This window comes from Micromonospora sp. NPDC127501 (genome assembly GCF_040302185.1).
Lineage (GTDB): Bacteria > Actinomycetota > Actinomycetes > Mycobacteriales > Micromonosporaceae > Micromonospora.
In genome coordinates, this window is sequence record NZ_JBEORJ010000003.1 from 37794 (window position 1) to 52558 (window position 14765).

Consider the following 14765-nt stretch of genomic DNA (forward strand, 5'->3'; position numbering starts at 1 on the left):
CCCATGGCGTTGTTGCGCTGTCGGGGCCTGCGCAAGGAGTTCGGCGGACACGCCGTGCTCGACCAGCTCGACCTGACCGTCTCCGAGCATCAGGTGGTGGCGCTGATCGGCGCGTCCGGGTCCGGCAAGTCGACGCTGCTGCGCTGCGTCAACCTGCTGGAGGAGTTGGACGACGGCACCATCGAGCTGGACGGGGAGGACATCTCCGATCCCCGGGTGGACCCCGATCGGGTCCGGCGGCGGATCGGCATGGTGTTCCAGGCGTACAACCTCTTTCCGCACCTGAGCGTGTTGGACAACATCACCCTCGCGCCGCGCCGCGTACACCGGCGGGGCCGGGCGGAGGCCGAGGCGCAGGCCCGGGAGCTGCTCGACCGGGTGGGGCTCGGCGCCAAGGCGGACGCCTACCCGGACCGGCTCTCCGGCGGGCAGCAGCAGCGGGTGGCGATCGTCCGGGCGCTGGCCAACTCACCTCGACTGATGCTGCTCGACGAGGTCACCTCCGCGCTCGACCCGGAGCTGGTCGGCGAGGTGCTGGCGATGATCCGCGACCTGAAGGCCGACGGCATGACCATGGTGCTGGCCACCCACGAGATGGGCTTCGCCCGGGAGGTCGCCGACGAGGTGTGCTTCCTCGACGCCGGGCGGGTCGTCGAGAGCGGCCCGCCCGAGCAGGTGCTGGGCGAGCCGACCCAGCCTCGTACCCGGCAGTTCCTGCGCCGGATCATCGAGGCCGGTCGGCTCTGAGCGAGGGCCGGCAGAGGCGTCAGCCGCCGAAGCCGACCCGCTGGGCGTTGCCCGCCGCCACGGTCCGCACGGCCAGCGCCGCGTCGAGTGCCGCCACGGTGGCGGACCAGCCCTTGTCCTCCGCCGAGCCGGGCAGACCGGCGCGGTCGCGGGCCTGCTCGATGGTCTCCACTGTCAACACTCCGTGCGCCACCGGCTTGCCCTCGTCCAGCGCCACCCGGGTCAGCCCGTCGGTGACCGAACGGCAGACGTAGTCGAAGTGGGCGGTGGACCCACGGACCACCACGCCGAGGGCTACCACCACGTCGCAGCGGCGGGCGAGGGCCTGCGCGACCACCGGCAGCTCGACCGAGCCGGCGACCCGGGCGACCACGGAACGCGCGCCGCACGCCTCGGCGGCGGCCACCGCACGCTCCAGCATGTGATCGGTCAGCTCGCCGTGCCAGCGGGCGGCAACGACCCCGACGGTCAGCCCCGCGGCGTCGACCGCCTCGACTCCCGGCTCACCGAAACCCGCCATCGTCATGCTCCGATCTCGTCGTTGGCGACCGGACGCCCCAGTGGCGCCTCGGACACCTCGTCCAACTCGTCCAGCAGGTGACCCATCCGGTCCCGCTTGGTGCGCAGGTAGCGCATGTTCTCCGGGTGCGCGCCGACCGGCAGCCCCTCGCGGCCGGTGATGGTCAACCCGTACCCCTCCAGCCCGGCCCGCTTGGCCGGGTTGTTGGTCAGCAGCCGCATCGACCGCACGCCCAGGTCGTAGAGGATCTGCGCGCCGGTGCCGTAGTCACGGGCGTCGGCCGGCAGGCCCAGGTCGAGGTTGGCGTCGACGGTGTCACGGCCCAGGTCCTGCAACTGGTACGCCTGCAGCTTGTGCAGCAGGCCGATGCCGCGCCCCTCGTGCCCACGGACGTAGAGCACCACGCCCCGGCCTTCCTGCCCGACCCGAGCCAGTGCGGCGTCGAGCTGCGGCCCACAGTCGCAGCGCAGCGAGCCGAACACGTCCCCGGTCAGGCACTCGGAGTGCACCCGGACCAGCACGTCCTGGCCGTCACCGAGGTCACCCAGCACCATCGCGACATGTTCGGCCGGGTCGTGCTCGGCGCGGTAGCCGAGCGCCCGGAACACCCCGTGCTTCGTCGGCATCCGGGCGTCGGCGACCAGCTCGACCTGCTTCTCGGTACGCCGCCGGTAGGCGATCAGGTCGGCGATGGTGACGAGCGTGAGGCCGTGCTCGGCGGAGAACTTCTCCAGATCCGGCAGGCGCATCATGGTGCCGTCGTCGTTGACCAGCTCGCAGAGCACGCCGGCCGGACGCAGCCCGGCCAGCCGGGTCAGGTCGATCCCCGCCTCGGTGTGCCCCGGTCGGCGCAGCACCCCGCCCTCGCGGGCGCGCAGCGGCACCACGTGCCCGGGACGGGCCAGGTCGGTCGGGTCGGTCGCCGCGCCGGCGAGCAGCCGACTGGTGTGCGCGCGATCGGCCGCCGAGATGCCGGTGCCAACCCCCTCGCGGGCGTCCACTGTCACCGTGTACGCGGTGCCGCGCCGGTCCTGGTTGGTGTGGTGCATCGGCGGCAGGTCGAGCCGGTCGGCTTCGCTCTCGGTCAGCGCCACGCAGACGTAGCCGGAGGTGTAGCGGACCATGAACGCCATCAGCTCCGGCGTGGCCAGCTCGGCCGCGAAGATCAGGTCGCCCTCGTTCTCCCGGTCCGCGTCGTCGACCACGACGACCGGCCGGCCGGCCGCGATGTCCGCGAGCGCCTGCTCGATATCCCCAAAGCTGGTCATGCGACAGCCTCCGTGTAGATGGGCGTACCGACGGTCGCCGGTCGGGTGGCGCGGGAGGTGCGCCACCAGGCGGCGAAGCCCCAGACGCAGAGGGCGCCGTAGATCAGGTACATGACGGCCGACGGGTAGAACCCGCCGCGCAGCAGCAGCGGCACGCCGACCGCGTCCACCGCGATCCAGAGCAGCCAGAACTCGACCCAGCCGCGGGCCATGCCGTACGTGGCCAGCAGGCTGCCGGTGAGGATCCAGGCGTCGGGCAGCGGGCCCCAGGAGCCCAGGGCCTTGAGCAGCGGGTACGCCGCGGCGGTGCCGATCACGGCGGCCACCAGCAGCATCAGTCGTTCCCGTCCGGTGGCCCAGCGCGGCACGACCGCGGCCTGCCCGGCGTCGGCGCGACGGTTGCGCTGCCAGCGCCACCAGCCGTAGACGCTGACCGCGAAGAAGAAGACCTGCCGGCCGGCCTGCCCGTACAGGTCGTGCTCCTGCGGGGTGGCGAACACCCCGCCGAGGAAGACGGTGAGGAGCAGCGCGTTACCGATCATGCCGACCGGCCACGCCCAGACCAGCCGGCGCAACCCGAGCAGCGCCGAGACCAGCCCGAACGCGTTGCCGACGATCTCCCTGGCCAGCACCGGCGAGCCGGCGACGTGCACCTGGGCGTCCAGCAGCCAGCTGAGCGGGCCCATCAGGCCACCCCGCCCGGGTTGGAGGCCAGCCCGCGTGCGTCGGCGTCGGTGAGCCGGTCGCCGAGCAGCCGCTCCACGTACTTGGCCAGCACGTCGACCTCCAGGTTGACCGGGTCGCCGACGCCCTTCGCGCCGAGCGTGGTCAGCTTGAGCGTGGTCGGGATCAGCCCGACGGCGAACTCGTCCGCGCCGACGGCAGCCACTGTCAACGAGACGCCGTCGATGGTGATCGAGCCCTTCTCCACCACGTACCGGGACAGGGCGGCGGGCAGTCGGAACCGGACGGTCTCCCACTGCTCGGCCGGCTCCCGGGAGATCAGTTCACCGACGCCGTCGACGTGGCCCTGCACCAGGTGTCCGCCGAGTCGGCTACCGAGCGCGGCGGCCCGCTCCAGGTTGACCGGGTCGCCGGGGCGCAGCGCGCCCAGCGCGGAGCGGCGCAGCGTCTCCCCCATCACGTCGGCGGTGAAGACCCCGTCGGCCACGTCCACGACGGTCAGGCAGACGCCGTTGACGGCGATCGAGTCTCCGTGTCGGGCGTCGGACGTGACCAGCGGGCCACGTACGCCCAGCAGCGCCGAATCGCCTGCCGTCGGCACGACCCGGACGATCTCGCCCAATTCCTCGATAATGCCAGTGAACATCTCAGCCCTCCCTTTTGCGGGGCAAAGCGGTGATCCGGAGATCCGGACCGATCTGCGTAACGTCGACGAACTCCAGATCGATGGCCTCGGCGATGGTGGTCACTCCCGCGTCGACCAGAGCGGTCGGGCCGGCGCCGAGCAACCGCGGCGCGACGTAACCGACGATCTTGTCGACCAGGCCGGCCTCCAGGAACGCGCCGGCCAGCCTGGGACCGCCCTCCAGGAGCACCGCGCGGACCCCGCGCTGGTGCAGCGCCGCGAGCAGCGCCGACAGGTCGACCCGGCCGTCCGGGTCGGCGCCGACCTCGTCGGCGGTCGCGATCCACGTCCGCGCGGCGCCGTCGCGGACCCGGGCGTCAGCCGGGGTACGCCCTGAGCTGTCCACCACCACCCGCAGCGGCTGCCGGATGGCCAGGCTGCCGTCGCGCAGGTTGCGGGCGGTCAACCGGGGGTCGTCGGCGAGCACGGTGCCCACCCCGGCGATGACCGCGTCGACAGTGCCGCGCAGCGCGTGCACGTCGATCCGGGCCGCCTCCGAGGTGATCCACATACTGGTGCCGTCCGCCGCGGCGGAGCGCCCGTCGAGCGTGGCGGCGTACTTCCAGATCACGTACGGCCAGCCCCGGCGCATCGAGGTCAACCACGCGACGTTGCCGGCCTCGGCCTCCTCACCGCGTACCCCCAGATCGACCCGGACCCCGGCGGCGCGCAAGGTGGCGGCGCCCCCGGAAGCGACCGGGTTCGGGTCAGGCACGGCGATGACCACCCGACCCACCCCGGCCTGGACGAGCGCGGAACTACAGGGGCCGGTGCGGCCGGTGTGGTCGCAGGGTTCCAGCGTGACCACGGCGGTGCCGCCCTTGGCCCGTCGCCCGGCCTGCGCCAGGGCGACGATCTCGGCGTGCGGCCCCCCGGCGTACGCGTGGAAGCCCTCGCCCACCACCTCGCCGTCGGAGTCGAGGAGCACGCACCCGACCACGGGGTTGGGGCTGGTGGTGCCGAGCCCGCGCGCTGCCAACTCGATCGCACGCCGCATCGCCTCATCAACGGAGACGCTGGCCATCGCCCTGCCCCTGCCCTCTCACTCGCCGGTCCGCGCGCGGGCGGTCAGGGAGGCGGCCATGGGGGCCACGGGCAGGCGGTGGCGGATTCCGGGAACGGCACAGCCGCCCCGGGGGGTCGGCACGGCACGTTGAAGCCAGCGGCCGGCTCGGACCCGTCCGTCCCGCGCGCTGTCTCCCATCCGGACTGTCTGGGCGCGGACGAACCGCCCCCAACCGTCGGCCCCGGATTTTCACCAGGTCCACCGGACGGCAGAGCCGTCCGGGTCGCGGGCTGACCACGGTTGGACCGTGGATCACCGCCGGTTCGGAATTTCACCGAGTCCCGCCAGCGCGTGGTGGGTACACGGGAAGTCTTACACGCCGATCCGGCTCCGCCGCCACCTAGGCGAGCTACTTCACAGCGGTATCACGCTCAGGTGACGCCGCGACGCCGGTCCACCGCCACGTACGAGCCCGGTTGGCTCTTGGCCACCGTCTTCATCTCCGAGGCCACCGCGATCGCTTCGAGCGGGTCGGTGAAGCGCTTGCCGGCGTCGGAGAGGGACACCCCGATGGAGAGCGTGACCAGGGCCGCCCGCCGGATGTTGCCGCGTCGATCCTTCAACTCGACGAAGCCGCGCTCCCGGTCGGTCGGGTCGTAGAGCGTGTCGGCAGCGTTCTCGAAGTCGACGACCGCCCGGGACGTCAGTGGGCGGACCTGGTCCGGTGCGCAGACGATGACGAAGTCGTCACCGCCGACGTGACCGAGGAAGGCCGGCGGCAGCCCGACGCCCACCACCGCCCGGTGCAGGCTGCGGGCGAGCGCGGAGATGAAGTCGTCGCCGCGCACGAAGCCGTACCGGTCGTTGACGCTCTTGAACCGGTCGATGTCGACGTAGCCGACGGCGTAGTCCACGCCGTTTCGGACCCGATCGCTGATCTCCCGACGGATCCGGCTGTTGCCGGGCAGCCCGGTCAGCGGGGAGACCTCCCGGAACTCCTTGTTGCGGCGCAGCGTGGACGAGACCCGGGCCACCAGCTCGGCGGTGTCGAACGGCTTGACCAGGTAGTCGTCCGCGCCGGCGCTGAGCCCGTGCACCTTGTCGACGGTCATCCCCTTGGCCGTCAGCATGATCACCGGAAGGGCGGACGTCATCGGGTCGGCGCGCAACCGGCGGGTCAGCTCCAGCCCGTCGATCCGGGGCATCATGAGGTCGACCACCGCCAGGTCCGGCCGCTGGCGCTCGATGATCTCCAGAGCCTCCTGGCCGTCGCTGGCGTGGATCACCTCGAAGCCGTGCAGCCGCAGGTTGAACTCGACGAACCGGGCGATGTCCTCGTCGTCGTCCACGACGAGAATGATGTCCTTGCGGTCGGCCTCGGGCTCCACCTCAGGCCCCGGGCGCCGCGCGTTCCGCCAGTGCCCGCAGGTGCCGTACCGCCTCCGCCGGATCGGCGGCCCCGTACACGGCGGTGCCCGCCACGAACGCGTCGGCGCCCGCCGCGGCCGCCTGCTCGATGGTGTCGGCGGCGATCCCGCCGTCCACCTCGATGCGCAGCTCCAGGTGCCCGGTCGACACGTGCCGCCGGGCCGTCCGCACCTTCTCCAGCAGCTGCGGAATGAACCGCTGCCCACCGAAGCCCGCCTTGATCGTCATGATCAGCAGGGTGTCGAAGCTGGGCAGCAGGTCCAGGTAGGGCTCGATCGGGGTGTCCCGGTCGATGGCCAGACCCGCTTTGGCACCGGCCGAACGCAGGTCCTTGGCGAGCGCCACCGGGTCGTCGGACGCCTCCGCGTGGAAGGTGACGTTGTACGCCCCGGCGTCGGCGTACCCGGGGGCCCACCGGCGCGGGTCCTCGATCATCAGGTGCACGTCGAAGGGCATCGCCGTGACAGCCCGCAGGCTCTGCACCACGGGCAGCCCAATGGTCAGGTTCGGCACGAAGTGGTTGTCCATCACGTCGACGTGCAACCAGTCCGCGGCGTCCTCGACGGCACGGACCTCTTCGGCGAGGCGGGCGAAATCGGCGGCCAGAATGCTCGGCGCGACGATCGGCGGCGGTACGGTCACGGGGCCAGTGTACGAACGTGGCCATCCGCCACCCGCATCGCGGCACCTTCGGGGACGCGCTGTGATCCAGCAGTGACCATTGGTGCAGAATTGGACGCTCCGGGCTCTCGAATCCGGACGAACAGACATCAGCCACTGGCCGATCGACGGAAACGCGACGACACTCCAACCGGGACGGTGCCGTAGGCTGCACGCCCGCCGGGGTCTCGCCGCGGGGCGCGGCGACCGGCCGCCAGCTCCCGGGAGGGCGGACGATGCGACGGTGGCTTCCAGCGCTGGTGCTGGCCAGCGTCACGACGATGCTGCTGGCCGGCTGCACGCCGGCGCGGGGCGCGGACGGTGATCTCACCGACGACTGGCCGACGCTGCGGGTTCCGAAGCCGTTCACCCCCGCCACCGACACCTGCCTGCCACGGATCGCCACGGTCGTGCAGGCCAGCACGTACGAGACGGTGGACTGCGCGCGCAACCACCTGGCCGAGACCATCCACGTCGGCACCTTCGTCGGGCCCGACGCGCTGACCGAGGCCCGACCGGCACCCGGATCGTCGGCGCTGCGCACTGCTCGCGCCGAGTGCGACCAGCGGGCCCGGGAAGTGCTCGGCGGCGACTGGCACACGGCCCGACTCGCGCTGTCCCTCGCGTTGCCGTCCGCGCCCGCCTGGGCCGGCGGCGCCCGCTGGTTCCGCTGCGACCTCAGCGAGACCGGCAGCATCGACAACACCCGCCCGGTGAACCGCACCGGCAGCCTGCGCGGCGCGTTGATCGGCGACACGCCCCTGACGCACCGCTGCTTCGACCCCAAACTGATCGGCGACAACCTCAACTACATGGCGCCGGTGCTCTGCACCGAGCCGCACCGCGCCGAGTTCGTGGGCGTCTACGAGGAGCGGGACATGAGCTGGGCGGAGTTCGCCAAGTCCGCCGAGCAGGCGCACCAGCGCTGCATGGCGCTGATCGCCGAGTACGCGGCGGTGCCCAACAACAGCGAGCTGCCGTACCGGGCCGGGTCCATCTACTACCCACCGTCGCAGCGGGAGTGGGAGGAGGGCGACCGTGGGGTGCGCTGTTTCCTGTGGAGCGACGACCGCAAACTCACCCGCTCCATGCGCGGCGCCGGTCCGGAGGGACTGCCCGCGATCTGAGCATCGTTGCCGTATGCTGCTGCGCCGTGGCGCTATCGACCGGCTGGGTCCGGTCGGGGGCCAGCAGCGGCGGGAGGTCGGGATGCGACGGTGGCTGGCGGCGTTCGCCGGGGGTGGGGCGCTGGCCCTGGCACTGGCCGGGTGTGGCGCACCCGCCGGAATCGACAGTGACCTCATCGACGACTGGCCAGCGCCCGTCGCGGCGCAGCAGTTCGTCCCCGCCGCCGACGTCTGCCACCAGAGCTCCCAGCAGGTCGGCTTCCTGACCGGCTACAACCCGACGGCGTGCACCGAGGCGCACCGGGTGGAGACCATGCACGTCGGCACCCTCACCGGCCCGGGCGCCGACGGCGGCACGCCCCCGCAGCCCGGCTCGGCCGGTATGCGGGCCGCGCAGACCGGGTGCGACACGGCGGTCAACAAGGCGGTGGGGGCCGACTGGCGTTCCGGGCGGCTCGGCCTGACCGTCGTGCTGCCGTCGCCGCAGGCCTGGTCGGGCGGAGCCCGCTGGTACCGCTGCGACGTCACCGAGATCGCCAGCATCGACGACACAGCGGTCGACCTGCGCACCGGCAGCCTCCGGGGCGCGCTGTCCGGAGCGGCCCCGCTGGCGTACCGCTGCTTCAACCCGAAGCTGGTCAAGGACGACATCGACGAGATGGTCCCGGTCTCCTGCACCGCCAAGCACCACGCCGAGTTCGTCGGCGTCTGGCAGGCACCGGACACCAGCTACGCCGAGTTCACCCGCAGCACCAAGAGGACCCACCGGGCCTGCCAGACGATGATCGCCAGGTACGCCAAGGTCCCGGACAACTCCCAGCTCGACTTCCGCGCCGGCACGATCTACTACCAGCCGTACGAGGAGGAGTGGCGCAACGGGAACCGGGGCGTGCAGTGCTTCCTCTGGATCTCCGACCGGAACCTGACCCGCTCGATGAAGAACGCCGGCACCAAGGGACTCCCGGTCACCTAGGGCGTGTTCCGGGAGTGTCGGTCGCGCACGGCGTGAGCGCACGGCGTCCGGCCGGTCGGCTGACCGGCCGGACGCGTGGAACGGATCAGCCTCGGCGCAGGACGGCGAGGAACATCGCGTCGGTGCCGTGGCGGTGTGGCCAGAGCTGCACTGTCGGCCCGTCACCGAGACCGGGCATGCCGGCCGGCAGCAGCGGGCGGGCGTCCACGAAGTCCACCGCCACCCCGCTGCGGCGGGCCGCCTCGGTCACCGTCACGTGCGTCTCGACGGTGTGCGGCGAACAGGTGACATAGGCGACCAGGCCACCCGGGCGGACCGCCCGCAGCGCCGCGCCGAGCAGTTCCCGTTGCAGCCGGGTCAGCGGCGGCAGGTCGGACGGCTGGCGACGCCAGCGCGACTCCGGCCGACGACGCAGCGACCCCAGCCCGGTGCACGGTGCGTCGACCAGCACCCGGTCGAAGTGCTGCTCCGGCAGTTTCGGGTCGCCGCCGACCTCACGGCCGTCCATGGTCAGCACGGCCACCGGCAGGTCCCGGGTCGCCAGGGAGACCAGCCGGGCGCGGTGCTCGGCCACCTCCACCGCGGTCACCCGGGCACCCCGCTGCGCGGCCAGCGCGCCGAGCAACCCGGCCTTGCCACCCGGGCCGGCGCACAGGTCCAGCCACCGTCCGTCCGGGCCGTCGAGCGGCGCGTCGGCGAGCGCGGTGGCCACCAACTGGGAGCCCTCGTCCTGGACGTGGGCCCGGCCGTCGACCACCGCCGGGATGTCGCCCGGCGACCCGCCGGGAAGATAGACGGCGTACGGCGAGAAGGCACCGGGCGCACCGCCGACCTGGTCGGCGAGCTCGACCGGATCGATCAGGCCGGGTCGGGCACACAAATGCACCGGTGGGCGCTCGTTGTCCTCGATCAGGAGGCGCTCCGTCTCACCCAGATCGCCGCCGAGCGCCTCGGAGAAGGCCCGCACGATCCACTGCGGGTGGCTGTAGGCCAGGGCGAGGTGCCCGACCGGGTCGGTCTCCGTCGGTGGAGCGAGCTTCGCCACCCAGGCGTCCGCGTCGCGGCTGGACACCTCGCGCAGTACCGCGTTGGCGAAACCGGTAGCGCCCGGTGCGACCGAACGGACCAGGTCCACCGTCGACGAGACCGCGGCGTGCGCCGGCACCCGGGTGTGCAGCAGTTGGTACGCCCCGAGCCGCAGCGCGTCGCGTACCGGCGGGTCGATCCGGGCCACGTCCCGGCCGGCCGCGTCGGTCAGGATCGCGTCCAACGTGCCCAGGTGGCGCAGGGTGCCGTAGGTCAGCTCGGTGGCGAAGGCCGCGTCCCGACCGAACAGCCCCTCCTCCCGCAGGATGATGGGCAGCACCAGGTTGGCGAACGCGTCGTCGCGGTGCACCGCCGCCACCGCCTCGTACGCGGCGCGGCGCGGTCGGTCCAGCGGTGGTCGGACCGGGCGGCGATCCCCGCCACGGCCCGTCGACGGGCCGGAGCGCGTCGGTCGGGTTCCCTCCGGTGCCGTCACGCGAAGTCCTCTCCTGTGCCGACCCGGACGCCGCGCGCCCAGTCGGTCGCGTCCATCGCCCGCTTGCCCGCGGCGCGGACCTCACCGAGGCGGACCGGCACGGTCGCCGTGCCAACCAGCACCCGGGACTTCTCCACCAGCAACTCCCCCGGCTTCAGCTCGGGGCCGTCGGGCACCGGGACGACCGGGCCGAGCTTCACCCGCTCGTCGCGGAACGTGGTCCAGCCACCCGGCGCGGGCGTGCAGGCCCGGATCCGCCGGTCCACGGCGAAGGCCGGGTCGCCCCAGCGCACCCGCGCGTCGTCCACTGTCAGCTTCGGCGCCAGCGACACCCCGTCGACCGGCTGCGGCTCGGCACGGGCGGTGCCGTCGGCGATCGCGTCGAGCACCGCCACCAGCAGCCCGGCACCGGAATCAGCGAGCCGCCCCAGCAGGTCGCCGGAGGTGTCGGTGGCGCGGATCTCGTCGGTCAGCGTGCCGTAGACCGGGCCGGTGTCCAGACCCTCCTCCAGCTGGAAGACGCTGGCCCCGGTCAGCTCGTCGCCGTGCAGCACGGCGTGCTGCACGGGCGCGGCGCCACGCCACGCGGGCAGCAGGGAGAAGTGCAGGTTGATCCAGCCGTGCCGGGGGATCTCCAGGGCCGCCGGCGGCACCAACGCGCCGTAGGCGACCACCGGCACGCAGGCCGGCTCCAACTCGCGCAGCCGGTCGAGGAACTCCGGGTCGCGGGGGCGAGCCGGCGTGAGCACCTCGACGCCGTGCTCGTCGGCCCACGCGCCGACCGGCGAGCGGGCCAGGCCCCGCCCACGCCCGGCGGGCGCGTCGGGCCGGGTGACCACGGCCACCAGCTCGTGTCGGGAGGCGGCGACGGCGGCCAGGGCGGGAACGGCGACAGCCGGCGTACCGGCGAAGATCACGCGCATCCGGGTCAGCGCCCCAGACCGAAGGGGTCGCTGATGTGCGGGCTGAGCTTGACCGTGGGCGGAGCCGCGGCGTCGTACCACTCGGCCTGGCGGATCGCCTTCATGGCTTCCTTACGCCCCTCCGGGTCCAGTCGGTCCAGGAAGAGCACCCCGTCGAGGTGGTCGGTCTCGTGCTGCACGCAGCGCGCCATCAGGCCGGTTCCGACGATCTGCATCGGGTCGCCGAACGAGCTGAAGCCCTTGGCGACGACGTTCTGCCGACGCTTGGTGTCGAAGTAGAGCCCGGGGATCGACAGGCAGCCCTCGGGGCCGTCCTGTTCCTCCTCGTCGGGGAACTCCAGCACCGGGTTGACCAGGTGCCCGAGGACGTCGTCGACGTCGAAGGTGAACACCCGCAGGCTCACACCGAGCTGCGGCGCGGCCAGGCCGGCGCCGTTCTGCTCACGCATCGTGTCGGTGAGGTCGGCGACGAGCCGACGTAGCTCGGCGTCGAAGTCGACCACCGGATCGGCCGGCGTGCGCAGCACCGGATCCCCAAACAGACGGATGGGCTGGACGGTCACGCGGGACGGCTCCTTCTTCGGGTGGACGAGCGGTGCCGTACCAGTCTACGGAGTGCCCGTCCGGGCACCGGGCGGCGCACCTCGCTCAACCACCGCGGGTGTGCCCAGCGTCACCGGCAGGCTCTCGTAGCCGCGCAGGGTCAGCCGGGTCCGGTGCCGGGGCGGCTCGGCCAGAGCCAACTCGGGCAGGCGGCGCAGCAGCAACGGAAAGGCCAGCTGCGCCTCCAGCCGGGCCAGGCCGGCGCCGAGACAGTAGTGCGGGCCGGCGCCGAAGGAGAGCGGGTGCGCCTGCGCACGGGTCGGGTCGAAGCGCTGCGGGTCGGGGAACCGGCGCGGGTCCCGGTTTGCCGCGCCGAGCAGCAGCAGCGCCGTGCTGCCGGACGGCAGGTCGAGCCCGCCGCAGCGCACCGGCGCGGTGCTGTTCCGGGTGGTCAGCTGCACCGGGGAGTCGTAGCGCAACAGCTCCTCGACGTACGCCGGGGCAAGGCCCGGATCGGCGCGCAGCGCGGCGGCGGCCTCGGGGTGACCCAGCAGCACGACGAGACCGTTGCCGAGCAGGTTGGTGGTGGTCTCGAAGCCGGCCACCAGCAGCACCACCAGATTCGCCAGCAGTTCGTGGCCGGTGAGCCGGTCGCCGTCGGCGTCGTGCACTTGGACCAGCGCCGTGGTCAGGTCGTCGGCCGGCGCTCGCCGCCGGGCGACGATCAGCTCGACGAAGTAGTCGCGCAGCTCGGTGGCGCCGGCGTCGGCGACGGTCAGCTCCTCGGGGGTGATCTCCGGCTCCAGCACCCCGGTCAGGTCACCGGCCCAGCGGCGGAACAGCGGCCGATCCGCCGCCGGCACGCCGAGCAACGCGCAGATCACGCCCACCGGCAGGGGGTACGCGAAGTCGGCCAGCACGTCGACCGGTGCGCCGTCCTGGGCCTTTGCCACCATCGAGTCGAGCAGTTCCTCGGCCTGGGCGCGCACCACGTCGCGCATCCCGGCGACGCGGCGCGGGCTGAACGCGCCGGAGGCGAGCCGACGCATCCGACTGTGGTCGGGCGGGTTGGTCCGCAGCATCGACCGGGCGATCGACGACACCGCGGGGCTCTCCCGCCAGTTCGGCCAGACCTTGTCACGCAGCGCATCGTCCAGCACCCCGAGGCGGGGATCGCGGAGCAGCTCGTCGACCTCCGGATAACCGGTCACCACGTAGAGGCCCGGCATGGCCTGCACCACCGGTCCGTGCGCGCGCAGCCGCTCGTAGGTCGGGTACGGGTCGACGCGCCCCTGCGGCGACATGAGCAGTGTGAGCGCCTCGGCAGCGTCCATGACCGGCCTCCCCGTCGATGCGTCGGAGACCCCATCATCCCGGTGTCGGCCGCTCCCGGCAGTCCCCGTCGTGGCGGCGTCGGCGCGGGCCGGCCCCGTTCGGGCGCGCCGGACAGACCCGTCAGACGCTGGCGCCCGGGTCCCCCGCGAGCACCGCGTCGCCGCGGAGCAGGGCAGGCTCGGGCAGCGGCAGTTGGATCTTGTGAGCCGCCTCCCAGTCGTAGATCAGGCCGGGGCGCACCTGGTTGGCGAAGTAGTCGATCGCCGTCATCCCACCCACGACCGGCTCGTCGACCTCGGCGACCAGCTGGGCGGGGACCATCGAGAACCCGTTCTGCAGGGCGGCGCTGAGGCGGCGGTGGCCGTCGACGACGAAGAAGTACTCGCCGGTGAACCCGATCTTCAGCGGTTCGAGGGCCTCGTCGCCGGCCTCGGCCACCCCACCGACGAAGTCGGTGTCCCACAGACCGCGCAGGGTGGCGATGTCCTCGGTCGGGTAGACCCGGGCCGGGTCCAGCAGCAGCAGCGGCGGCGCGTCGCGCAGCACCTCGGCGCCGAGCGTGCCCTCGTACGCGGCCACGATGTGCTCGATCACCTCGTCGGCGGACGCCCGGGTGGTGTCACAGATCAGGTCGTAGTTGCGCAGCCGGGCCTTGTCCACGCCGTAACGGATGATGAACCGGCTGCGCTCGCTCGCGCTGCGCTCCCGGAGCTTGGCCTTGGCCTCGTCCAGGGAGGCGTAGCTCTCCGCCGGCCCGGAGGGGCGGGCGAGCACCCGACGGGCCGCCTCGCCCGGCTCGGTGATCATGTGCACCTTGAGCGCGTCGGTGAAGAAGTGCCAGGCCAGCCGGGAGTCCATGATGAGGCGCTCACCGGAGGCGGCGATGTCCCGCTGGAGCTGGTCGACGTAGCCGTCGACGGCCTGGTCGAGCTCGGCGTGCAGATTGAGTTGCAGCGCGGTCATCTGCCGCTGCTGCGCCATCTCCCGGTAGAGGTCCCCCACGCTGACCCGGCGCATGCCGAGCCGCTTGGCGATCTCGACCGACACGGTGCTCTTGCCGCTGCCGAGGTCGCCGTTGAAGACGATCGATTGTCCAACGGTCACGACTGGTCCACCCCTGATCACCGGCTCATTGACATCATCGACCTCGCGCCCGACCGACGCGTTCCCGCCATCGTCGCGCCATCCCGCGACGGCTCCCGCTCGGCGCGGCTGACGCCCCCTCGCGACCTGGAGCCCGTCGTACGCCTTGGCATGACGGGCGATGCTACCACTCGGGCGCCACCGCTTTGCCGGACGCGGTGTGCGAGGGCTCCCGGCAGCGGGCGAGGTCCGCGACCGTCG

Annotated in this window: 15 protein-coding genes and 1 riboswitch; of the genes, 3 read left to right on the top strand and 12 right to left on the bottom strand. The window is 72.7% G+C overall.

Going from position 1 to position 14765, the window contains the following annotated elements; translation table 11 throughout:
* The first annotated feature begins 3 nt into the window (after nt 1-3).
* Nucleotides 4-747: an amino acid ABC transporter ATP-binding protein gene (locus ABTW72_RS07555; RefSeq protein WP_350855571.1), complete on the top strand. Its 744-nt coding sequence runs from the start codon at nt 4-6 to the stop codon at nt 745-747.
* A gap of 19 nt (nt 748-766) precedes the next feature.
* Here ABTW72_RS07555 and ribH read toward each other — a convergent pair whose 3' ends face one another.
* The 7 genes from ribH to rpe all read right to left on the bottom strand — a co-directional run bounded on the left by ribH (nt 767) and on the right by rpe (nt 6980).
* Nucleotides 767-1267 (bottom strand): 6,7-dimethyl-8-ribityllumazine synthase, encoded by a 501-nt coding sequence (gene ribH, locus ABTW72_RS07560; RefSeq protein ID WP_210785464.1) that lies wholly within the window; start codon nt 1265-1267, stop codon nt 767-769.
* 2 nt (nt 1268-1269) lie between these two features.
* The gene (locus tag ABTW72_RS07565; protein WP_350855574.1) at nt 1270-2535 is read right to left on the bottom strand and encodes a bifunctional 3,4-dihydroxy-2-butanone-4-phosphate synthase/GTP cyclohydrolase II; all 1266 of its coding nucleotides are present in this window, start codon (nt 2533-2535) and stop codon (nt 1270-1272) included.
* Nucleotides 2532-3221, bottom strand: coding sequence for a nicotinamide riboside transporter PnuC (gene pnuC, locus ABTW72_RS07570; protein ID WP_350855577.1), 690 nt, complete (start codon nt 3219-3221; stop codon nt 2532-2534). Before pnuC ends, ABTW72_RS07565 begins: the two co-directional genes overlap by 4 nt.
* Complete coding sequence (locus tag ABTW72_RS07575) at nt 3221-3865, bottom strand: riboflavin synthase (protein WP_112677929.1); 645 nt, start codon at nt 3863-3865, stop codon at nt 3221-3223. The genes pnuC and ABTW72_RS07575 overlap by 1 nt, the downstream gene beginning before the upstream one ends.
* 1 nt (nt 3866) lies before the next feature.
* Nucleotides 3867-4928, bottom strand: coding sequence for a bifunctional diaminohydroxyphosphoribosylaminopyrimidine deaminase/5-amino-6-(5-phosphoribosylamino)uracil reductase RibD (gene ribD / locus ABTW72_RS07580; protein WP_091401932.1), 1062 nt, complete (start codon nt 4926-4928; stop codon nt 3867-3869).
* A gap of 164 nt (nt 4929-5092) precedes the next feature.
* Nucleotides 5093-5263: riboswitch (FMN riboswitch) on the bottom strand.
* A gap of 78 nt (nt 5264-5341) precedes the next feature.
* Nucleotides 5342-6298, bottom strand: coding sequence for a response regulator (locus ABTW72_RS07585; RefSeq protein ID WP_328655048.1), 957 nt, complete (start codon nt 6296-6298; stop codon nt 5342-5344).
* Nucleotide 6299: 1 nt separating this feature from the next.
* Nucleotides 6300-6980 (bottom strand): ribulose-phosphate 3-epimerase, encoded by a 681-nt coding sequence (rpe, locus tag ABTW72_RS07590; RefSeq protein ID WP_350855581.1) that lies wholly within the window; start codon nt 6978-6980, stop codon nt 6300-6302.
* A 254-nt stretch (nt 6981-7234) separates the two neighbouring features.
* Here rpe and ABTW72_RS07595 point away from each other — a divergent pair, with 254 nt between their 5' ends.
* Together ABTW72_RS07595 and ABTW72_RS07600 are read left to right on the top strand one after the other, a co-directional pair.
* Nucleotides 7235-8125, top strand: coding sequence for a septum formation family protein (locus ABTW72_RS07595; protein ID WP_091401926.1), 891 nt, complete (start codon nt 7235-7237; stop codon nt 8123-8125).
* 82 nt (nt 8126-8207) lie between these two features.
* Complete coding sequence (locus ABTW72_RS07600; protein WP_350856690.1) at nt 8208-9098, top strand: septum formation family protein; 891 nt, start codon at nt 8208-8210, stop codon at nt 9096-9098.
* Nucleotides 9099-9183: 85 nt separating this feature from the next.
* Here ABTW72_RS07600 and ABTW72_RS07605 read toward each other — a convergent pair whose 3' ends face one another.
* The 5 genes from ABTW72_RS07605 to ABTW72_RS07625 form a co-directional block, all read right to left on the bottom strand.
* Nucleotides 9184-10662 carry an RsmB/NOP family class I SAM-dependent RNA methyltransferase gene (locus ABTW72_RS07605; RefSeq protein ID WP_350856693.1) on the bottom strand — a complete coding sequence of 493 codons (1479 nt, stop codon included), beginning with the start codon at nt 10660-10662 and terminating at the stop codon, nt 9184-9186.
* A complete protein-coding gene (fmt, locus tag ABTW72_RS07610) occupies nt 10617-11543 on the bottom strand; it encodes a methionyl-tRNA formyltransferase (RefSeq protein WP_350855584.1) in 927 nt (308 codons plus the stop codon). The genes ABTW72_RS07605 and fmt overlap by 46 nt, the downstream gene beginning before the upstream one ends.
* A gap of 5 nt (nt 11544-11548) precedes the next feature.
* Complete coding sequence (gene def / locus ABTW72_RS07615) at nt 11549-12106, bottom strand: peptide deformylase (protein ID WP_350855587.1); 558 nt, start codon at nt 12104-12106, stop codon at nt 11549-11551.
* 45 nt (nt 12107-12151) lie between these two features.
* Nucleotides 12152-13420 (bottom strand): cytochrome P450, encoded by a 1269-nt coding sequence (locus ABTW72_RS07620; protein WP_350855590.1) that lies wholly within the window; start codon nt 13418-13420, stop codon nt 12152-12154.
* A gap of 121 nt (nt 13421-13541) precedes the next feature.
* Nucleotides 13542-14525 (bottom strand): AAA family ATPase, encoded by a 984-nt coding sequence (locus ABTW72_RS07625; RefSeq protein WP_350855593.1) that lies wholly within the window; start codon nt 14523-14525, stop codon nt 13542-13544.
* Nucleotides 14526-14765: the final 240 nt, after the last annotated feature.